This is a genomic window from Micromonospora sp. NPDC007220, assembly GCF_040634035.1.
Taxonomy (GTDB): domain Bacteria; phylum Actinomycetota; class Actinomycetes; order Mycobacteriales; family Micromonosporaceae; genus Micromonospora; species Micromonospora reichwaldensis.
Map to the genome: position 1 here is coordinate 302,745 of NZ_JBEYEU010000002.1, position 19,183 is coordinate 321,927.

Here is a 19,183-nt window from a genome sequence, read left to right on the forward strand (position 1 = left end):
CCTAAGGGAGTGGAGGTAGTCCGATCGGTCACTTGGTCATGGGCGTTCGGTCGAGCTTTGGTGGGAAGCGGCGTTCTCGGCCTTGCGCAGCAGGTCGCGGAAGCGGGCCGCACCGGCCACCGGGGACGCCCACCCGGACGACATCTCCACCAGCCTGGTCTCCGGTCGCTCCAACCAGGACAGGATGCGTTCGGTCTCCTCGGCCGAGGCACGCGGGACCGGGCCGTGGCCGGGCGGGACGGTCTCGGCGGTCGCCCGGATCGCGGCGATCGTCGGTCGGGGGTGGACGCCGGGGGGTGAGACCCCCGCCCCGGCCAGCCGGCCGTGCCGCACCAGCGCCAGCTCCCAGCCGCCGCGGGCCGCCGGACGCGCGGCGGCCAGCTCGGCGATCCCGGTCAGCGCCGTCAGCCGTTGCATCCGCACGGTCGCCCGCAGCACCGCCGCCAGCCGGGACCGGGCCACCGCCGCCTCCTCGTAGCGCTGGGCGTCCGAGAGCGTGTCGATCCGGGCGAGCAGGGCGTCGACCACCCGCTGCGGGTCGCTGGCGGTGGCGGTGCGGAACGGCGCGACCGCGCGGGCGTCGTACTCCTCGGGGGAGATCCGGTGCTCGCAGGGCGCCGGGCAGCGACCCAGCTCGGCCAGCGCGCAGGCCGGCGTGACCGTGCGCAGCGAGAGCCGGTGGGTGCACTGGCGCAGCGGCACGGCGTCGTGGAAACCGGCGGCGGCCAGCTCCGCCGCCCGACGGGAGCTGAACGGCCCGAGGTAGGCGGCGTCGCCGGGGGAGATGGCCCGGACCACCGACAGCCGGGGGTACGGCCCGTCGGTCAGCTTCAGCCAGAGCACCCGCTCCGGGAACTTCGACCGCCGGTTGTACGGCGGGGCGTGCGCCCCGATGAGCCGCAGCTCGCGGACCTCCGCCTCCAGCGAGTGGGCGCACTCCACCGCCTCCACCCGCTCCGCGGCGGCGAGCATCTCGGAGATGCGGGCCCGCTTCTCCGCCGCCGTGAAGTAGCTGCGCACCCGGGTGGCGATGTCGCCGGAGGTGCCGACGTAGAGCGGCCGGTCGTCGGCGGCCCGGAAGATGTAGACCCCCGGCGCCTTGGGCAGGCCCTCGGCCAGGTGCCGCTTGCGCCGCTGGGTGGGGGTGACCGCCCGGGCGAACTCGATGGCGTCGCCGACGGTGTCGACCCGGTGCCCGCCCAGCCGGGCGATCAGCCCGTGCAGCACGTCGACTGTGGCCTTGGCGTCGTCGAGGGCCCGGTGGGTCGGCTGGGTGGCGGTGCGGAAGTAGGCCGCGAGGGTGCCGAGCTTGCGGTTGGGCACCTCGTCGCGGGTGAGCACCCGACGGGCCAGCGCGGCGGTGTCGAGGACCCGCGGGTTGGGCCAGCGGTAGCCGTGCTTCGCGCACGCGGCCTTGAGGAAGCCCACGTCGTAGGGGGCGTTGTGGGCGACCAGCACGGCGTCGGTGATGAACTCCAGGAAGCTCGGCAGCACCTGCTCGATCGGCGGGGCCGGCACCAGCATGGCCTGGGTGATGCCGGTGAGCACGGTGATGAACGGGGGGATGGGCACGCCGGGGTTGACCAGGGTGGCCAGCACGCCCAGCTCCTCGCCGCCGCGCACCTTGACCGCGCCGATCTCGGTGATCCCGCCGCCGTCCGGCGCGCCGCCGGTGGTCTCCAGGTCGACCACCACGAACGTCGTCGCGTACAGCGGCAGCGCCGGGTCGACCCCGCCCGCGCCGGGGTCGAAACCGGCCAGCGGCTCCTGGACGTACTCGGTCTGTGCCATCGGCGGCACGCTAACGGTCCGGTCCGACACTCCCGTCCCAACGGCATCAGACGTCACCACCGGTCTAGGATGAGAGATCGGCTCACTCACCGGGCGGTGGGCCCGGTCGCGGTGGGAGACTTGCCACATGCCCCTCACCGAGCCGCACGACGACCACCTCCGGCAGGAGGATCCGGTCGACGCTGCGCGCGACCCCGGTGAGGGCACCCCCGCCGGGACCACCCCGCCCGGCGCCGCGGCCGCCGCGGCTTCGGCGCCCGAGTCCGAGGCGTCCGATTTTGCAGCGCCCGAGCCTGCGGCGTCGGCTTCCGAGCCTGAGGCACCTGCGCCTGCGGCGTCGGCGTCCGAGCCTGAGGCGTCTGCGTCGGCGCCCGAGTCTGAGGCTGCCGAGTCTGAGGCGTCCGAGTCTGAGGCTGCCGAGCCTGAGGCGGCGGCGCCCGAGCCGGAGCCCGTGCTGCCCGAGGCGGTCAGGCAGCGCATCGTGGCGCTCACCGCGACGGTGCTGCCCGGGCTGCCCGCCGACGAGGTGCCGGTCCCGCTGCGCCGGGTCGCCAAGTTCGCCCCCAACCGCCGGGCCCGGCTCGGCGCCCCGGCCATCGCCGCCCAGCTCACCGCGGACCCGCTGTTCCGCCAACGGATCACCGCCCGGGTCCTCGCCGACACCGGCGACCTGGGCGCCGCCGTGCTGGAGGGCACCGCGCCGGCCGCCGCCGACCCGGTCGAGGTGGCCGCGCTGGCCTACCTGGCCCGCCCCCGGGGCTGGCGGGAGCTGATCGAGGCCAGCGGCGCGGCGGTCCGCGCCGAGGCCGACAGCGCGGTGGTCGCCGAGCTGGTCCGCGAGGCCGAGCAGCGGGCCACCCGCGCCGAGCACGACCGGGCGGTGGCCCGGGTCGAGGCGGAGAAGCTCCGCGACGAGCTGGCCCGGGTCCGCGAGGAGCTCGGCCAGCTGCGCGAGGAGAGCCGGCAGCTGACCCGGTCGCTGCGCGAGACGCAGGCCCGCGAGCGCAAGGCCACCGAGCTGCTCGCCACCGAGCGGGGGCGGGCCGCCCGCGCGACGGCGGACGCCGACGCCGAGCTGCGCCGGGTGCGGGCCCGGCTGGCCGAGGCGGAGGCGGCGGCGGGGGTCGCCCGGGCCAGCGCCAAGGAGGCCCGCTCGGTCGACGACGCCCGGCTCTGGCTGCTGCTGGAGACCATCGGGCAGGCCGCCGTCGGGCTGCGCCGCGAGCTGGCGCTCGACCCGGTCGACAAGCTGCCCGCGGACTTCGTCGCCGAGGCCTTCGCCGACCAGACCGCCGCCCCGGCGGCCGGCGCCGCGACGCGCGCCCGGGACACCGACGACCCGGCCCGCCTCGACCAGCTGCTCGCCCTGCCCCGGGCGCACCTCGTCGTCGACGGCTACAACGTGACCAAGCGCGGCTTCGGCGAGATGTCCCTGGAACAGCAGCGCAAGCGGCTGATCACCGGCCTGGGCGGGATCGCCGCGCAGACCGGCGACGAGGTCACGGTGGTCTTCGACGGCGCCGAACGGATGCACGGCCTGCCGCCGGCGCCGCGCGGCGTACGGGTGCTCTTCTCCCGCAAGGGGGAGACCGCCGACGAGCTGATCCGGCGCCTGGTCCGCGCCGAGCCGCCGGGACGGCCGGTGGTCGTGGTCTCCTCCGACCGGGAGGTCGCCGACGGCGTACGCCGGCACGGGGCGTACCCGCTCGGTGCCGACTCGCTGCTGCGCCGCCTGGCCCGTTCCTGATCGGGGTGCTTGATCGCTTTCGGGCCGTCCGCGACCGGTTGTCCCTTTTCTGTCGTACCCCCTGCCTACCGTCGTGGTGACGGACGGTGCTCGGGCGGCGACGGTGACGCCGCGCCCGGTCACCGCAGCGCATCAGGAGGCGAGATGCTCATCGACTGCGCGGGGTGCGGTATCCGGGGGACCGGCTGCGGCGACTGCCTGGTGACCGCCCTGCTCGACGATTCGTCCCCGGCCGCCGGGCTGGACGGCGCGGAGGCCCGGGCCATCGAGGTGTTCGCCCGGGCCGGGTTCGAGGTGGAGGTCCTGCCCGCTCCCGGGCCGGCCGGGCGGCGCACCCGACGCCGCCGCGTCGCGTGACGGGCCACGGCCGGTGCCCCGACTACGCCCGTTCCCCGGGCCGGTGGCTCGGGGAACGGGCGTCGGTGACGACGGTCAGCGGGACGGGTCCCGGTTGAACAGCTTCTTCGACCAGAGATAGCCGACCAGCGCGATGGCGGCGCACCAGGCCGCCGCGAGCGCGGCGTTCGTCCCCACCGGCCCGCCGGTCAACAGGCCACGCAGGGTCTCGATGATGGGGGTGAAGGGCTGATACTCGGCGAACTGCCGCAGCCCGTCGGGCATCGAGTCGGTGGGCACGAACCCGCTGCCGATGAAGGGCAGGTAGGTCAGCGGCATGGGGAGGTTGCTCGCCGTCTCGACGCTCTTGGAGACCAGCCCCAGCGCGACCGAGAGCCAGATGAAGGCGAAGGCGGTCATGACCAGCACGCCGGCGGCCGCCAGCCAGGCCAGCGCGCTCGTCGTGGGCCGGAATCCGATCAGCAGGGCGACCCCGGTGACCATCGCCAGGCCGAGCATGCTCTGCGCCAGGCTGGCCAGCACATGGCCGGTCAGCACCGACGCCCGGGCGATCGCCATGGTCCGGAAGCGGGCGATGATGCCCTCGGTCATGTCCATCGCGACCGACACCGCCGTCCCGGTGGCCGCCAGGCCGGCGGTCATCAGCAGGATCCCCGGGGTGACGTAGTTGACGTAGTCGCCCCGGTCGCCCGCACCGCCGCCCAGCCCCGCGCCGAGGGTGCCGCCGAAGACGTAGACGAACAACAGCAGCAGCATGACGGGCATGCCGACGAGCAGCACCGTCATCGACGGGTAGCGCACCCAGCGGCGCAGGTTGCGGCGCAGCATCGTGCCGGAGTCGCGGACGGCGTACGTCACAGTGCTCATCGGGGGGTTCCCACCTTCTCGGGCTGGCCGGTGAGGGCCAGGAAGACGTCGTCGAGATCGGGCGTGTGCACCGACAGCGACTCCACGGCGATCGACTCGCTGTCCAACAGGTCGAGCAGGTCCCGCAGCGACCGGACCCCGCCGTCGCCGGGCACGTGCAGGGTGAGCTCGGCGGCGTCGCGGGACTGCCCGGGCAGCACCCGGACGGCCGTGTCGAACGCGGCCCGGTCGGCGAAACGCAGGCTGACGTGCCCGCCGGGGACGAGCCGCTTGAGCTCCGCCGGGCTGCCCTCCGCCACCAGGCGGCCGTGGTCGAGCACGGCGATCCGGTCGGCGAGCTGGTCCGCCTCCTCCAGGTACTGGGTGGTGAGGAGGATGGTGACGCCGTCCGCCACCAGATCCCGGACGATCTGCCACATGGCCTGCCGGCTGCGCGGGTCGAGCCCCGTGGTGGGCTCGTCGAGGAAGACGACGCGGGGGCGGCCGACCAGACCCATGGCCAGGTCGAGTCGCCGGCGCATCCCGCCGGAGTAGCTGCCGGCGGGCTTGCCGGCCGCCTCGACCAGGTCGAACATCCTGAGCAGGCCCCGCGCGCGCTGCCGTCCCTCCGCCCGGGGCAGGTGGTGCAGGTCGGCCATGAGCCGCAGGTTCTCCTCGCCGGTGAGCAGTCCGTCGACGGCGGAGAACTGGCCGGTCACGCCGATCGCGGCGCGTACCGCGTCGGGCTCCCGCGTGACGTCGTGACCGGCCACCCGCGCCTCGCCGGAGTCGGCGCGGATCAGGGTGGACAGGATCTGCACGGTGGTGGTCTTGCCGGCGCCGTTGGGGCCGAGCAGGGCGAAGATCGTCCCTGCGGCGACGGTGAGGTCGATCCCGTCGAGCACCACGTGGTCGCCGAAGGACTTCCGGAGGGCGGTGACCGTGATGGCCGCCGGGGCCGAGCTGGGTGGCATGTCTTCTCCTTCACGCCGGCCGTCGGGCCGGTCGGGGCGGGCCGGCCGTCGGGGCCGGTCGGGCGGGCGGAGCGGTGGTTCAGCAGCGGCGGATCACGATGTCGCCGAAGGAGGTCCGGGCGGTCACCCGCACGGCGCCCTCGGGCTCGCCGGGCGGTTCGTACGCCTCGAGGTGGTTGTCCACGCGGCCGAGCTGGGTGTGCAGGTCGAGCAGGGCAGCGGTGCCGGAGCGGACGCCGATGTCGAGCCCGCCGGTCGCGGTGCGGACCGACACCGTGCCCGCCGAGACCTCGCCGATGCGGATGTCGCCGTTGGCGGCCGTGGCGGTGACCGGACCGTGCGCCCGGTCCACGGTGGTCTCGCCGTTGGCGGCCTTCACCCGCACCTCGCCAGTGACCGTGCCGAGCCAGCTGTCGCCGTTGGAGTTCTTGACCACGGCGTCGCCGTCGACCTGCTGCACCTGGATCCGTCCTGACCCGGTGCTGATCCGGGCCGCACCGGCCACCTGCCCGACGCGGACGCCGCCGGCCGAGGTGTCGAGGTCGACGTCGGCGGTCTTCTCCAGCTGGATGTCGCCGGTCGCGATCCGGACCCGGCAGCTGCCGAGCCGGCCGCTGCCGCGGAACGCCGCCACGGAGGCGTCGCCGTGCAGGTGCGAGCCGGTGGGCAACCCGATCGTCACGTCGACCGAGCCGGGCTTGCCGAACAGCCCGAACCCGCGCTGCCGGGGCGACCTGACGACGAGCCGGCCGTCGGCGTACTCCACCCGGGTCTGTTCGGCGGCCCGTACGTCGGCTTCGGTGGCGGCGTTGCTCGGGCGGACCTCGACGTGCGTGTCGGTGCGGTCGGTGGCGGTGAGCTGGACGTCACCGACGACGAGGTCGACGGTGGCCGAGATGGGGGTCGGGGTGTCGAATGTGGGCACGGCGCAGTCCCTTCTGGCGGGTGGACGTCCCGGAGCGGGACGGTTGGTCGGAGGCGTGCGGCGGACCGGCGGGCGGCTCAGCGGGCCCAGCCGGTGTAGCGCTCCCCGCTGAACGGAGCGCGTCGCTGCGGCTGCCGGCCCGCCCCGCTGGACGCCACGGCGGCCGTGGCCGCCCGGACCAGCCAGGCGTTGACCGAGAGGCCGTCGCGGGCGGCCGCCTCCTCGATGCGGCTCTTGAGGTGTTCGGAGAGGCGGAAGCTGATCCGCGAGGTGGCGCCCTCCTCGGCGTCCGCCGACGGCGGGACGGCCGGCTCGGGGGCCCCGGCCTCGCCCGGCAACTCCGGGCCGGCCGGTGGTGGCGTCACGACGAAGCTCGGCTCCCGCCCGCGCAGGCGCAGCTCGACCGACCCGGGGGCCAGGTCGCGGGTGATCTCGGCCGCCGCCGCGGTCAGCGCGTCCAGGAGCGCCAGCCGGAGCGCCGAGTCGAGCGGCCCCGCCAGTCGCTCGGCGAGTGCGCGGGCCTCGGCGCCGCCGAGTTCGGCGACGCCGGCCAGTTCCTGCCGGAGGTTGTCGACATACGACGTCAGGTCCATGACGTCACTATGGCATCAAGATGACGTCATGGCAAGCCGTAATGACTTCGGATGGCGTCATGATGGCACGTCGGTGACGTCAGGAGGTGGATCCGCCGCCGGGACGTGGCCTGCCGGGCCGCGCGGGCGGCGGCGCGGCGGGCAATAGGATGGGCGGTCACGGCGGAGGGAGCGGCGGCATGACGCGGGTACGGATGCGCACTGCTCGCGACGACGCGGCGCCAGGACGGCTGCGGTGACCCCGCGCGGCTGGGCGCTGCTCACCCTCGCCGGGCTGACCCTCGCCCTCCTCGTCGCGGCGGCGCTGCTGATCCCGTGGCACCGGCCGCCGGCCCCCCGGGCCGACCAACTCGCCGCGCTGGGCGACCTCCCCGCCGAGCAGGTGGCCCGCAGCCGGGAGTTCCGCTCCGCGCTGCGCCCCGCCGGCTGGGTCGCCATCGCGATCGGCCTGCTGGTGGCCCTGCTGCTCGGCCTGACCCCGCTGGGCAGCCGGCTCGTCGAGCTGGCCGGGCGCCCGTTCGGCGACCACTGGGCCGCCCAGGCCGTCCTCGGCGGGCTCGCCGTGGTGCTCGTCGCCGACCTGGTGACCCTCCCGTTCGCCGCCTGGCGGCAGGCCGTGCTCACCCGCTACGGACTGAGCACCAACGGCTGGAGCGGCTGGACCGCCGACCTGCTCAAGTCGTACGCCGTCAGCGCCGTCATCGGAGCGGTGGCGCTGCTCGGCTTCTACACCGTCGTCCGGCTGTCGCCGCGCTGGTGGTGGGCGTTCGGCGCGGCCGGCGCGGCGACCCTGGTGGTGCTGCTCTCCTTCGTGCTGCCGGTGCTCGTGGAACCGGTCTTCAACAGGTTCACCCCGATGGAACAGGGCCCGCTGCGCACCGAGCTGACGCAGCTGGCGGCCCGGGACGGGGTCCCGGTGCGCGACGTGCTGGTCGCCGACGCCTCGCGCCGCACCCGGGCGGTCAACGCGTACGTCTCCGGGCTCGGGCCGACCCGGCGGGTGGTGGTCTACGACACGCTGCTGCGCGAGGCGACGCCGGCCGAGGTGACCGCAGTGGTGGCCCACGAGCTGGGGCACGCCAAGGACCGGGACGTCGCGGTCGGCACGCTGACCGGTGCGCTGGGCGCCGCCGCCGCGGTGGTCGCGCTCTACCTGCTCGGCTCCGCCGGCCCGCTGCTGCGGCTGGCCGGCGTCGACTCGGTCGCCCAGCCGCGCGCGTTCCCCCTGCTGGTGGCCCTGGTGACGGTGGCCGGGCTGGTCTCCGCGCCGGCGCAGGCGCTGATGTCGCGGCGGGTGGAGGCGCGCGCCGACGCGCACGCGCTCGCGTTGACCGGCGACCCGGCCGCCTTCGAGGCGATGCAGCGGCGGCTCGCCGGCATCAACCTCGCCGACCCCGATCCGCCACGCTGGGAGTACCTCTACTCCGCCACGCACCCGTCCACGGTCGAGCGGATGGCCGCCGCCCGCGCCCACGCCAGGGAGGCCGGCCGATGAGCCGTACGCTGCTGATCACCAACGACTTCCCGCCGCGCCCCGGCGGGATCCAGTCCTTCGTGCACAACCTCGCGGTGCGCCAGCCCGCCGGCTCGGTGGTCGTCTACGCCTCGACGTGGCGGGGCGCGGAGAAGTTCGACGCCGACCAGCCGTTCGAGGTGGTCCGGGACCGCACCCGGGTGCTGCTGCCCACGCCGCTCGTGGCCCGCCGGGCCGCCCGCCTGGCGCGCGCGTACGACTGCGACACGGTGTGGTTCGGCGCGGCGGCCCCCCTCGGGCTGCTCGCCGCGGGCCTGCGCCGCCGGACGGGCATCCGCCGGGCGGTGGCGCTGACCCACGGGCACGAGGTCGGCTGGGCCGCGCTGCCGGCCGCCCGGGCCGCGTTGCGGCGAATCGGGCGCGGCGTCGACGTGACGACCTACCTGGGCGAGTACACCCGGGTGCGGCTGGAGCGGGCGCTGCACGGGGTGACCGAGCTCCACCGGCTCGCCCCCGGGGTGGACGTGGACGCCTACCACCCGTCGGTCGACGGCGAACCGGTCCGGCTCCGGCTCGGGCTGGCCGACCGCCCGGTGGTGGTCTGCGTGTCCCGGCTGGTGCCGCGCAAGGGGCAGGACATGCTGATCCGGGCGATGCCCGAGATCCGCCGCCGGGTGCCCGACGCCGCGCTGCTCGTGGTCGGAGGCGGGCCCTACCGGGCCACGTTGGAGAAGCTGGCCCGCCAGACGGGCGTCGATCGGGACGTGGTCTTCACCGGCTCGGTGCCGTCGGCCGAGCTGCCGGCCCACTACGCCGCCGGCGACGTCTACGCCATGCCCTGCCGCACCCGCAACCGGGGTCTGGACGTCGAGGGGCTCGGGATCGTCTACCTGGAGGCCTCCGCGACCGGCCTGCCGGTGGTCGCCGGCGACTCCGGTGGCGCGCCGGACGCGGTCCGCGAGGGCGAGACCGGTTTCGTGGTCCGTGGCCGCGACGTCGCCCAGCTCGCCGACCGGGTGGCCACGCTGCTCGCCGACCGGGACCTGGCCCGCCAGTTCGGCGCGGCCGGTCGCGCGTGGGTGGAGCGGGAGTGGCGCTGGGAGGCGCAGGCGCAGCGGATGGCCGCCCTGCTCGCCGGCTGACGGCGCCGCGGTCTCAGCGCAGGCGGGCCAGGACGCGCTCGGCGGAGTCCGGGCGGCCGAAGTGCCAGCCCTGGCCGGCGTCGCAGTCGATCGCCCGCAGCCGCTCCGCCTGCCCGGCGGTCTCCACGCCCTCGGCGGTGACGGTCAGATCCAGCGCGTGCGCCAGCGAGACGAGCGAGGCGAGGATCCGCTCGTCGGCCCGGGCCTCCGGCGCCCGCAGCCCGGCCACGAACTCCCCGGCCACCTTCAGCTCGGTCACCGGCAGGTTCCGCAGGTACGCCAGGTTGCAGTAGCCGGTGCCGAAGTCGTCGATGGCGATCCGGACGCCGAGGTCGGCGAGCACCCGCAGCGCCCGGACCGGCTCCTCGGCGGTGCTCATCATGGTGCTCTCGGTGATCTCCAACTGGAGCCGCTCCGGCGACAGCCCGGTGTGCCGCAGCAGCGCGCGCACCTCCTGGACCAGGCCGGCGCGGCGTACCTGCCGCACCGCCAGGTTGACGCTGACGAACGGGGCGGGCCCGGTGCCGACGGCCCAGCTCTCGGCCTGCCGGCACGCCTCGGCCAGCACCCAGCCGCCGAGCGGGACGATCAGCCCGGTCTCCTCGGCCAGCCCGATGAAGCTGTCGGGCCGCAGGACGCCCAGCTCCGGGTGCCGCCAGCGCACCAGGGCCTCCATGCCGAGGACCCGACCGTCGCGCAGCGAGGTCAGCGGCTGGAAGTCGAGGTAGAACTCGCCCCGCTCCAGCGCCGCGGGGATGGCCGCGGAGAGCGCGTACCGGGCCAGGTCCTGGCGGTCCCGGTCGGCGTCGTAGAGCGCCCAGCGGGCGCCACCGGCAGCCTTCGCCCAGTGCAGCGTGCTGTCGGCCGCCCGCATCAGGTCACCGGGGGAGGTGCCGGCGACCTCCCGCTCGACGATGCCGATGCTCGCCGAGACGCTCAGCTCGTGCCCGTCCACCAGCACCGGCTCGCGTACCGCCGCGAGGGCGGCCTCGGCGACGGCGACGGCGTCGTCGGTGCCGGTGGTGCCCTCGACCAGGACGACGAACTCGTCCCCGCCGAGCCGGGCGACCAGGTGCCCGTCGAGGGCCAGGCGGAGCCGGTCCGCCACGGCCACCAGCAGCCCGTCGCCGACCTGGTGCCCGTGCGAGTCGTTGACCACCTTGAAGCGGTCGAGGTCGAGGAAGCAGACGCCGAGGCGCGCCGAGCCCCCGGCGGGCGAGTCGATGGCCGCGCTGAGGCGCTCCGTCAACAGCGTGCGGTTGGGCAGGTCGGTCAGCGGGTCGTGGGTGGCCTGGTGGCGGAAGCGCGCCTCGCTGCTGCGCAACGCCCGCTCGGCCTCCGCCCGGGCGGTCATCGCGGCCCGGCGGATCGTCTCCTGCTCGTCCAGCGTCCGGTCCCGCATCGCGCGGGCGTAACCGGTGGTCACGGCGGCCAGCAGCCGGGCCAGCCGGTCCTCGACCTCCTCCTCGACCAGGCCGAGGTCGCGGGCCAGTCGGAGCTGGACGACCTCGACCGTACGACCCAGCGCCTCGGCCGAGGCGATGTGGGCGGCCACCAGTTCGGTGCCCACCCGGTGGCCGACCCGCAGGTCGATCGGCTCGGCCAGCAGCGCCGCCGCGAGTTCCTCGGTGAGGCGTTGCAGCAGCGCCTCCAGTTGGGCCTGGGTCATCGGCAGGTAACTGGTGCCGGAGACGGCCTTGGCCCATGCCCGGGCGAAGGTGCCCGGGCAGGACGGGTGCCGCACGGTGGTGCCGGTCGGGGCGACGGTGGTCACCCCGGGCGGCTCAGCCACCGAGTCGCCCGACGCCGCCGATGAAGGCCGCCCGCTCGGCGTCCTCGGCGCTGTCGGGGGAATCCGGGCGCCACTGCGGCACCCAGACCACGCCGGGGTCGACCAGCTCGAAGCCGTCGAAGAGGGCGGTGAGTTCGCCGCGGCTGCGGATCCACAGCGGATTGTCGGTCCGCCGGTAGACCCGTTCGGCGTCGGCCAGCTCGTCGTCGCCACGGCCGTCGCCGCTGGTCTGCGACAGCACCAGGTAGCTGCCCGGCGCCAGCGCCTCGCGCAGCGTCCGCAGCAGTTCGGCCGGCCGGTCGTCGTCGGGCACGAAGTGCAGCACCGCCACGATCATCACGGCGATCGGCTGGTCGAAGTCGAGCAGCCGGCGGACGTCGGGGTGGGCGACGATGCGCTCGGGACGGCGCAGGTCCTCCTGCACCACGACGGCGCGGTCGTTGCCCTCCAGGATCTCCCGGCTGTGGGCCACCGCCACCGGATCCACGTCGACGTAGACCACGCGGGCGTCGGGGGCGTCGCGCTGGGCGATCTCGTGCACGTTACCGACGGTCGGGATGCCCGAGCCGATGTCCAGGAACTGCCGGACGCCGGCGTCGAGGAGGAACTGCACCGCCCGGCGGAGGAACGCCCGGTTCGCCTGCGCCATCAGCGGGGCCTCCGGCACCGCCGCCACCATCGCCTGGGCCGCCGCCCGGTCGACCGCGAAGTTGTGCGAGCCGCCGAGGTAGTAGTCGTACATGCGGGCCACGCTGGGGCGTTCGATGTCGATCTCGTCGGGTGCCCAGTCCGGCCGCTGCATGCGTTCACCCCTCCTGTCGGTGTGCGGGACACCGTTGCCCGCGCCGGTATTCTGCCGGCTGACCGCCCGGGAGACCATAGCGCGCCGCGAGCCCTTCGACGCCGCCGCTCGATGCGACGACGACGGGTCCGCGCCGCCCTTCGGCGGTCGCGGACCCGTCGGTGGTACGTCGTCGGGCTCCCGGCGGGAGCGGGTCAGAACTTCGGGGCGTCCGGCGCCTCGAGCAGACCGAGCCGCAGCGCGGTCATCAGCGCCTGGGCCCGGTTCGCCGCGCCCAGCTTCTCGTAGAGCTTCGAGATGTGGGTCTTGGCGGTGGACTCGCTGACGAAGAGCTGCTTGGCGATGCCCGCCACGCTCATCCCGTCGGCGAGCAGCCGCAGCACCTGCCCCTCGCGCGGGGAGAGCTGCGGCCCGGACGGGGCCAGCCGGCGCTTCATCGCCTCGGCCAGGTCGGCGGCCGTGAAGGCGCTGGGGGAGGAGGCGGCGTGCCGGGCTGCGGCGACCACCTCGTCCGCCGGCGCGGTCTTGGGCACGAAGGCGCTGGCCCCGGCCTCCAGGGCACCGAAGAGCTGGTCGTCGCCGGCGTACATGGTGAGCACGACGATGCCCATCGAGGCGCTCGACTTGCGCAGCGCCCGGGTGGCCTCCAGACCGCTGCCGTCGGGCAGCCGCAGGTCCATGATCACCACGTCCGGCTGCAGCGCACCCGCCTGGCGCACCCCTTCCGCCGCCGTGGCGGCCTCCCCGACGACCTCGAACTGCCGGTCGCGCTCGAACGCGTGCCGCAGGCCCTTGCGGATCAGGTCGTGATCGTCGACAAGGAGGACCTTGGTACGGGTGGCCGGTGTCGGACTTGTGGTCATCCTCGGGTTACTCCCCTTCTACTGCCGCTGCGCTACCGCGCACGTTATCGCGCCGGGGCGAGGAGCCGAGCACCACCGCCACGGTCGTGCCGCTCGGTTGCCGCGGCCTGATCTCCAACCGGCCCCGGATACGTTCCGCCCTCTCGGCCATGATCGCAAGACCGTAGTGCCCGTCGGACCGCTGGTCAGCGATCCCCTGACCGTCATCCGACACTTCAATTTGCGCGTACGGGGGGTCGACCTCGCAGGTGACCCAGAGATTCGACGCGCCCGCGTGCTTGCGCGCGTTGGTGACCGCCTCCTGGGCGATGCGCAGCAACTCGGCCTCGGTGGCGGCGGGCAGCCGCGCGGTGGACTCGTCCAGGGACAGGTGCACCCGCAGCCCACCGGAGGCGCCGACCGTGCGGGCGTACTCGGCGATCGCGGCGGCCAGGCCGCCGTGCCGGTCCACCTCGCTGCGCAGCTCGAAGAGGCTCAGCCGCAGCTCGGTGATCACCCGGGTCACCTCGCCGCGCAGCGTGCGCAGCGCCTCGGCGGTCTCCTGCGGGTCCTCGTCGACGTACGCCAGGGCGTTGTCGATGCCGTAGCCGACCATGACCAGTTCCTGCGCCACCCCGTCGTGGATCTCCCGGGCCAGCCGCTGCCGTTCCTCGTTGGTGGCCAGCGAGCGGACCTCGTCGAAGAGCAGCGCCGCCTCCAGCCGCAGCGCGGCCGGGCGGGTCAGCCCGGTCACCCGGGACACCACGCCGGGCGGGTACGCCTGCGCCGCGTCCGCCTCCAGCACCACCAGCCCGACGGTGCGCACCCCGGCCACCAGCGGCACGATCAGGGCGGACACGTCGCCGCCGCGGTGCGACCGGGCCTGCGAGCGGGCGGCGGTGTGCGGCTGCTGGCTGGCCCACGCGTCGGCGATGGCCGAGTCCGCGTCCAGCGTCGTCTCCCAGTCGACCCGTTCCACGCCCACCTGGGCGAGCACCACCAGCCGGCCGCCGCCGCTGGCCGACAGCACGGCCGCCCGGTCCGCCCGGGCCACGGTGCGCAGCTCCTCCAGCAGGTGCTCGGAGATGCCGCCCGGGTCCAGGGTGGCCCCGGGCAGCTGCCGGGCCACGGTACGCAGCTGGGTGAGCAGCCGGGTCGCCTCGGCGTACGGCTGGGGCTTGCCCTCGTTGCGGACCTGCATGACCCGGTGCAGGCCGCTGGCGGCGGCGAGGCCGAGCCCGGCCAGGATCAGCCACTGGGCGCAGATCACCAGGTAGCCGAGTTCGCCGATCTGCCGCTGGCCGTCGGTCTCGGTGAGGGCACCCGCCACCAGCAGGGTGGCCGCCGCGACGGCCAGCAGGGCGACGCCCTCGCGGAACCGGCGGCGCAGCGCGGTGACGGTCACCGGGACCGCCAGGTAGGGCAGCACCGCCGAGGCGCCCAGCCCGCCGACGTCCCCACCGACGGTGGCCACGGCGGCGACCTGGCTCGCGGCCAGCCCCAGCACCAGCACCTCGGCCACCCGGCTGAGCGGGCCGACGGGCCGGTGTTCGGGCGCCAGCAGGGCGGGCAGCCCGGCGACCGCCAGCAGCGCGATCCACCAGAGCTGGCCGGGGTCGTGCGTGGCGTAGAGGGTCAGGACGGCGACGAGCGCCAGCATGACCACGCGCGCGGCGGCGGCGAGGGGTTGCGGCTGGGGCCGGGGGGGCGTCGAGGCGGGCACGTGACGGATCGTAGTCAGGCCCGGTAGATGTCGGCGATCTCCGCCGCGTACGACTTGTGCACCACCTGCCGCTTGACCTTCAGCGACGGGGTCAGCTCGCCCGTCGCCTCGGTGAAGTCGCGGGGCAGGATCCGGAACACCTTGATCGCCTCGGCCTTGGAGACCGCCTGGTTCGCGGCGTCGACGGCGCCCTGGATCTCGGCGCGCAGCCCGTCGTGGTCGCGCAGCTTCTCGACGGGGGTGTCCGCGGGCAGGCCGGCCGAGGCGAGCCAGCGCGGCAGCGCCTCCTCGTCGACGGTGACCAGCGCGGCGATGAACGGCGCCCGGTCGCCGACCACCACGCACTGGCTGATCAGGGGGTGGGCCCGGACCTGGTCCTCCAGCACGGCCGGGGCGACGTTCTTGCCGCCGGCCGTCACGATGATCTCCTTCTTCCGGCCGGTGATGCTCAGGAAGCCGTCGTCGTCGAGCTGGCCCAGGTCGCCGGTGCGGAACCAGCCGTCCGCGCTGAGCGCCTCGGCGGTGGCCTCCTCGTTGCGCCAGTAGCCCTTGAAGATCAGATCGCCGGCGATCAGGATCTCGCCGTCGTCGTCGATCCGGATGGTGACTCCCGGCAGCGGTCGGCCGACCGAGCCGATCCGGGTGGCGTCGGGCAGGTTCGCGGCGGCGGCGGGGGAGGTCTCGGTCAGGCCGTAGCCCTCGCACACGTTCACGCCGATGCCGCGGAAGAAGTGGCCGAGCCGCGCGCCGAGCGGGGCACCGCCCGAGATGGCGTCGCGGCACCGGCCGCCGAGCGCCGCCCGCAGCTTGCGGTAGACCAGCTTGTCGAAGAGCGCGTGCTGGACGCGCAGGGCCAGGCCGGGGCCGCCGGGGGTCTCCAGCGCCTCGCTGTACGCGATGGCGACCTGCTCCGCGCGGGCGAAGATCCTGCCCTTGCCGTCGGCCTCGGCCTTCTGCTTGGCCCCGTTGTAGACCTTCTCGAACACCCGGGGCACCGAGAGCACGAAGGTGGGACGGAACTCCTGCAACTCGCCGACCAGGTTCTTGGTGTCCGCGCAGTGCCGCATCGTGGCCCGCGCCTGCACCACGCCGATCTGGATGAGCCGGGCGAAGGCGTGCGCCAGCGGGAGGAAGAGCAGGGTCGAGGCGCCCGGCCGGAACAGGTTGGGCAGCACCGGCACGGCGTTGGCGATGTCGGCGTACATGTTCCGGTGGGTCAGCACGCAGCCCTTGGGACGGCCGGTGGTGCCGCTGGTGTAGATGACGGTGGCGAGGTCGTCGGCGCGGACGGCGGCCCGCCGCCGGTCGATCTCCGTCGGGTCGACCGCCTCGCCGGCCCGGGCCAGTTCGGCCACGGCGTCGAGGTCGATCTGCCAGACGTGCCGCAGTTCGGGCAGCCGGTCCTGGACGCCGGCGACCAGGGTGGCGTGCGCGCTGCTCTCCACCACGCAGGCCACCGCGCCGGAGTCGGACAGGATCCAGGCGGTCTGGTCGGCGCTGGAGGTCTCGTAGATCGGCACGGTGACCGCGCCGGCCGCCCAGATCGCGTAGTCCAGCAGCGTCCACTCGTAGCGGGTGCGGCTCATCAGGCCGACCCGGTCGCCGGGCTGGACGCCGGCGGCGACCAGGCCCCGGGCCGCGGCGACGACCTCGTCGCGGAACTGCCGGCAGGTGACGTCGGCCCAGGTTTCCCCCGCGCCGGTGGGGCGGACGAACTGGACCGCGTCCGGGGCGACCTCGGCGTTGTCCCAGACCGGGTCGGTGAGGTTGGCCGCGTCGCCGATGGTGACGATCGGCGGGACGGAGAACTCGCGCACCTGCACTCCCTCGTGCTCACACTGGCCGGGCGGGCCGCCACCACGGGTCGGCTCCGTCGAAACCTACCCGCCTCGGCGGCCGGGGCGAAAAGGCAGGTCGCCCAGGCTGCCCGCCGGTCGCCGCCGGACGCTTCGATCCGGCGTGCCGGGGGCGGCGCGGCGTGGGCGCCGCCGGTGCCGGGTAGCCTCCCTGCATGGCGGACACCTCCACCCAGTCGATCGTCGTCGGCGCGTCACCGGAGCGGGTGGCGGCGGTCATCTGCGACTTCCCGAGCTACCCGGAGTGGACCGAGGCGATGCGGCGGGTCGAGGTGATCGAGGAGTACGAGGACGGCTACGCCAGCCAGGTCCGCTTCACGATCGACGCCGGTGTGCTGGCCGACGAGTACGTGCTGGCCTACGAGTACGCCGAGGACCTCTCCCGGATCGAGTGGCACCTGGTGGCGCCCTCGAAGATGCAGAAGTTCCAGCGCGGCTCGTACGACCTGGACGGCAACCAGGACGGCAGCACGACGGTGACCTACACCCTGGAGGTCGAGCTCTCCGTCGGGATGCTCGGCATGTTCCGCCGCAAGGCCGAAAAAATGATCATGGATACCGCGTTGAAGCAGCTCAAGCGCCGGGTAGAAGCATCCGGTGCGGCGCAGTGACGCGTCCCGCGGCAGGGTAGGGGAGCCGACCATGGGTGCAACGGATCCGGGTTCGGCCCGGGAAGAGGCCGAACGTCTGGTCGCCACGGCGCTGGCCGCCGCCCGGCTGGCCGCGGCCGGCTCGAAGGGGGGCCAGTGGGGTCCGCTCGGTGGGATCGTGTCGAGTGTCCTCGGTCACAGCGGTAGCCCGGGTGCGTCGGCCGGGCCGCCCGCGGGCGGTTTCGCCACCGGCGCGGCCGAATGCTGCGTCTGCCCGGTCTGCCGGGGCATCGCCGCCCTGCGCGATCCGAGTCCCGAGTTCGCCGAGCGCCTCGCCACCGGCGCGGGCGACCTGGCCGCCGGGGTGGCCAGCCTGCTGCGCGCGTTCACCCCGCCCGAGCCCTACGCCGACGCCCCCGCCGGGCCGGCGGCCACCCCGGCTCCGGGTGGCGGGGACGACCACGTGTGGCGCGAGGCCACCCGTAGCGGGCATGATTCTCAGCCGGCACCGGAACGGGACGTCTGGTCCGCCGCCACGCGGGCGGAGGACGAGGCCGCCCCGGCCGCCGTACCGCCCGTCGACGTCGCCGGGCAGGCCGCCCCGGGGACCGTCCGGACGTCCACCGACGGGCCCGTGGTCCCCACGTCCCGGGCACCGGGGGACGAGGGCGGACAACCCCCGGGCGACGGGGCCTGACCAACGCACATCCCGACCACGCGCCGGTCGTCCGCCGGCGCCGGTGCGGGCAGCACAGCAGAGGGGAGTGGCGGCGGTGACGCTGACCATCGGAGTCGACGTCGGTGGCACGAAGGTGGCCGGTGGTGTCGTGGACGCCGCCGGCACGGTCCTCGTGCAGGCCCGACGGGACACCCCCGCCGACGACGTCGCCAAGACCCGCGACGTCATCATCGAACTGGTCCGCGAGCTGGCCTCCGGGCACGCGATCGAGGCGGTCGGCATCGGCGCGGCCGGCTGGATCGACGCCAGCCGCTCGACCGTGCTGTTCGCTCCGAACCTGGCCTGGCGGGACGAGCCGCTGCGCGACTACGTCAGCGCCGCCACCGGCCTGCCGGTGATCGTGGAGAACGACGGCAACGTGGCGGCCTGGGCGGAGTTCCGCTACGGCGCGGCCCGCGAGGCCGACGACTCGATGGTCATGTTCACCATCGGCACCGGCGTCGGCGGCGGCATCGTGCTCAGCGGGGAACTGCTGCGGGGCGCCAACGGCATCGCCGCCGAGCTGGGCCACATGCTGACGGTGCCGGACGGCCACCAGTGCGGCTGCGGCCGGCTCGGCTGCATCGAGCAGTACGCCAGCGGCAGCGCCCTGGTCCGGTTCGCCCGCGCCGCCGCCCGGCAGGAGCCGCACCGCGCCACCGGCCTGCTGGAACTGGCCGGCGGCGAGGCCGAGGCGGTCACCGGACCCATGGTCACCGCCGCCGCGCAGGCCGGCGACCCGGTCTCCACCGAGGCGTTCGCGCAGGTCGGCCGGTGGCTCGGCACCAGCCTCGCCGACATGGCGCAGATCCTCGACCCGCAGGTGCTCGTCGTCGGCGGCGGGGTGATCGAGGCCGGGGACCTGCTGCTCGGGCCGACCCGCCGGTCGTTCGCCGACGCGCTCGCCCAGCGCAGCCGCCTCCCCGTCGCCGAGATCCGCCCGGCCGAGCTGGGCAACACCGCCGGCGTCATCGGCGCCGCCGACCTGGCCCGCCGGATCTGAGGCGGTGA

At 75.0% G+C, this 19,183-nt stretch carries 17 protein-coding genes; 7 read left to right on the top strand and 10 right to left on the bottom strand.

Annotated elements, in window-relative coordinates; genetic code table 11:
* Positions 1 to 36: 36 nt before the first annotated feature.
* Positions 37 to 1,791, bottom strand: a complete 1,755-nt coding sequence (locus ABZ573_RS07520) for a DEDD exonuclease domain-containing protein (protein ID WP_151454488.1) — start codon at positions 1,789 to 1,791, stop codon at positions 37 to 39.
* Between the two features lie 127 nt (positions 1,792 to 1,918).
* Here ABZ573_RS07520 and ABZ573_RS07525 point away from each other — a divergent pair, with 127 nt between their 5' ends.
* Both ABZ573_RS07525 and ABZ573_RS07530 read left to right on the top strand, forming a co-directional pair.
* Positions 1,919 to 3,538 (top strand): NYN domain-containing protein, encoded by a 1,620-nt coding sequence (locus ABZ573_RS07525; RefSeq protein WP_358116529.1) that lies wholly within the window; start codon positions 1,919 to 1,921, stop codon positions 3,536 to 3,538.
* 144 nt (positions 3,539 to 3,682) lie between these two features.
* Positions 3,683 to 3,895 carry a hypothetical protein gene (locus ABZ573_RS07530; protein ID WP_151454486.1) on the top strand — a complete coding sequence of 71 codons (213 nt, stop codon included), beginning with the start codon at positions 3,683 to 3,685 and terminating at the stop codon, positions 3,893 to 3,895.
* A gap of 75 nt (positions 3,896 to 3,970) precedes the next feature.
* On the opposite strand, the gene ABZ573_RS07535 is transcribed toward ABZ573_RS07530, so the two are convergent.
* From ABZ573_RS07535 to ABZ573_RS07550, 4 genes are all read right to left on the bottom strand, one after another.
* A complete protein-coding gene (locus ABZ573_RS07535) occupies positions 3,971 to 4,762 on the bottom strand; it encodes an ABC transporter permease (protein ID WP_358116532.1) in 792 nt (263 codons plus the stop codon).
* The gene (locus ABZ573_RS07540; protein WP_151454484.1) at positions 4,759 to 5,715 is read right to left on the bottom strand and encodes an ATP-binding cassette domain-containing protein; all 957 of its coding nucleotides are present in this window, start codon (positions 5,713 to 5,715) and stop codon (positions 4,759 to 4,761) included. The genes ABZ573_RS07535 and ABZ573_RS07540 overlap by 4 nt, the downstream gene beginning before the upstream one ends.
* 79 nt (positions 5,716 to 5,794) lie before the next feature.
* Complete coding sequence (locus ABZ573_RS07545; RefSeq protein ID WP_358116536.1) at positions 5,795 to 6,640, bottom strand: DUF4097 family beta strand repeat-containing protein; 846 nt, start codon at positions 6,638 to 6,640, stop codon at positions 5,795 to 5,797.
* 77 nt (positions 6,641 to 6,717) lie between these two features.
* Entirely contained in the window at positions 6,718 to 7,233 is a 516-nt protein-coding gene (locus ABZ573_RS07550) for a hypothetical protein (RefSeq protein ID WP_358116539.1), read from the bottom strand.
* Positions 7,234 to 7,468: 235 nt separating this feature from the next.
* Here ABZ573_RS07550 and ABZ573_RS07555 point away from each other — a divergent pair, with 235 nt between their 5' ends.
* Together ABZ573_RS07555 and ABZ573_RS07560 are read left to right on the top strand one after the other, a co-directional pair.
* The gene (locus ABZ573_RS07555) at positions 7,469 to 8,728 is read left to right on the top strand and encodes a M48 family metallopeptidase (protein ID WP_151454481.1); all 1,260 of its coding nucleotides are present in this window, start codon (positions 7,469 to 7,471) and stop codon (positions 8,726 to 8,728) included.
* The gene (locus ABZ573_RS07560) at positions 8,725 to 9,849 is read left to right on the top strand and encodes a glycosyltransferase family 4 protein (protein WP_132236171.1); all 1,125 of its coding nucleotides are present in this window, start codon (positions 8,725 to 8,727) and stop codon (positions 9,847 to 9,849) included. The genes ABZ573_RS07555 and ABZ573_RS07560 overlap by 4 nt, the downstream gene beginning before the upstream one ends.
* Positions 9,850 to 9,862: 13 nt before the next feature.
* On the opposite strand, the gene ABZ573_RS07565 is transcribed toward ABZ573_RS07560, so the two are convergent.
* The 5 genes from ABZ573_RS07565 to ABZ573_RS07585 all read right to left on the bottom strand — a co-directional run bounded on the left by ABZ573_RS07565 (position 9,863) and on the right by ABZ573_RS07585 (position 16,825).
* Positions 9,863 to 11,518 carry a bifunctional diguanylate cyclase/phosphodiesterase gene (locus tag ABZ573_RS07565; protein WP_151454499.1) on the bottom strand — a complete coding sequence of 552 codons (1,656 nt, stop codon included), beginning with the start codon at positions 11,516 to 11,518 and terminating at the stop codon, positions 9,863 to 9,865.
* 115 nt (positions 11,519 to 11,633) lie between these two features.
* Entirely contained in the window at positions 11,634 to 12,443 is an 810-nt protein-coding gene (locus tag ABZ573_RS07570) for an SAM-dependent methyltransferase (protein WP_151454480.1), read from the bottom strand.
* A gap of 194 nt (positions 12,444 to 12,637) precedes the next feature.
* Complete coding sequence (locus ABZ573_RS07575) at positions 12,638 to 13,306, bottom strand: response regulator transcription factor (RefSeq protein WP_007072219.1); 669 nt, start codon at positions 13,304 to 13,306, stop codon at positions 12,638 to 12,640.
* 7 nt (positions 13,307 to 13,313) lie between these two features.
* Positions 13,314 to 15,008: a GAF domain-containing sensor histidine kinase gene (locus ABZ573_RS07580; RefSeq protein ID WP_327029166.1), complete on the bottom strand. Its 1,695-nt coding sequence runs from the start codon at positions 15,006 to 15,008 to the stop codon at positions 13,314 to 13,316.
* Positions 15,009 to 15,022: 14 nt separating this feature from the next.
* Positions 15,023 to 16,825: an AMP-dependent synthetase/ligase gene (locus tag ABZ573_RS07585; protein WP_358116544.1), complete on the bottom strand. Its 1,803-nt coding sequence runs from the start codon at positions 16,823 to 16,825 to the stop codon at positions 15,023 to 15,025.
* A 194-nt stretch (positions 16,826 to 17,019) separates the two neighbouring features.
* Between ABZ573_RS07585 and ABZ573_RS07590 the strand changes: the two genes are divergently transcribed.
* The 3 genes from ABZ573_RS07590 to ABZ573_RS07600 all read left to right on the top strand — a co-directional run bounded on the left by ABZ573_RS07590 (position 17,020) and on the right by ABZ573_RS07600 (position 19,175).
* Entirely contained in the window at positions 17,020 to 17,475 is a 456-nt protein-coding gene (locus ABZ573_RS07590; protein WP_151454532.1) for an SRPBCC family protein, read from the top strand.
* Positions 17,476 to 17,506: 31 nt separating this feature from the next.
* Positions 17,507 to 18,151, top strand: coding sequence for a hypothetical protein (locus ABZ573_RS07595; protein WP_358116547.1), 645 nt, complete (start codon positions 17,507 to 17,509; stop codon positions 18,149 to 18,151).
* Between the two features lie 76 nt (positions 18,152 to 18,227).
* Positions 18,228 to 19,175 carry an ROK family glucokinase gene (locus tag ABZ573_RS07600; protein ID WP_151454534.1) on the top strand — a complete coding sequence of 316 codons (948 nt, stop codon included), beginning with the start codon at positions 18,228 to 18,230 and terminating at the stop codon, positions 19,173 to 19,175.
* Positions 19,176 to 19,183: the final 8 nt, after the last annotated feature.

What these genes read in the sequence shown, in the direction of transcription:
- ABZ573_RS07595 (WP_358116547.1), top strand. Translation starts at nt 17,507, where the DNA reads ATGGGTGCAACGGATCCGGGTTCGGCCCGGGAAGAGGCCGAACGTCTG.
- ABZ573_RS07570 (WP_151454480.1), bottom strand. Translation starts at nt 12,443, where the DNA reads ATGCAGCGGCCGGACTGGGCACCCGACGAGATCGACATCGAACGCCCC.
- ABZ573_RS07565 (WP_151454499.1), bottom strand. Translation starts at nt 11,518, where the DNA reads ATGACCCAGGCCCAACTGGAGGCGCTGCTGCAACGCCTCACCGAGGAA.
- ABZ573_RS07540 (WP_151454484.1), bottom strand. Translation starts at nt 5,715, where the DNA reads ATGCCACCCAGCTCGGCCCCGGCGGCCATCACGGTCACCGCCCTCCGG.
- ABZ573_RS07560 (WP_132236171.1), top strand. Translation starts at nt 8,725, where the DNA reads ATGAGCCGTACGCTGCTGATCACCAACGACTTCCCGCCGCGCCCCGGC.
- ABZ573_RS07590 (WP_151454532.1), top strand. Translation starts at nt 17,020, where the DNA reads ATGGCGGACACCTCCACCCAGTCGATCGTCGTCGGCGCGTCACCGGAG.
- ABZ573_RS07530 (WP_151454486.1), top strand. Translation starts at nt 3,683, where the DNA reads ATGCTCATCGACTGCGCGGGGTGCGGTATCCGGGGGACCGGCTGCGGC.
- ABZ573_RS07535 (WP_358116532.1), bottom strand. Translation starts at nt 4,762, where the DNA reads ATGAGCACTGTGACGTACGCCGTCCGCGACTCCGGCACGATGCTGCGC.
- ABZ573_RS07525 (WP_358116529.1), top strand. Translation starts at nt 1,919, where the DNA reads ATGCCCCTCACCGAGCCGCACGACGACCACCTCCGGCAGGAGGATCCG.
- ABZ573_RS07550 (WP_358116539.1), bottom strand. Translation starts at nt 7,233, where the DNA reads ATGGACCTGACGTCGTATGTCGACAACCTCCGGCAGGAACTGGCCGGC.
- ABZ573_RS07520 (WP_151454488.1), bottom strand. Translation starts at nt 1,791, where the DNA reads ATGGCACAGACCGAGTACGTCCAGGAGCCGCTGGCCGGTTTCGACCCC.
- ABZ573_RS07575 (WP_007072219.1), bottom strand. Translation starts at nt 13,306, where the DNA reads ATGACCACAAGTCCGACACCGGCCACCCGTACCAAGGTCCTCCTTGTC.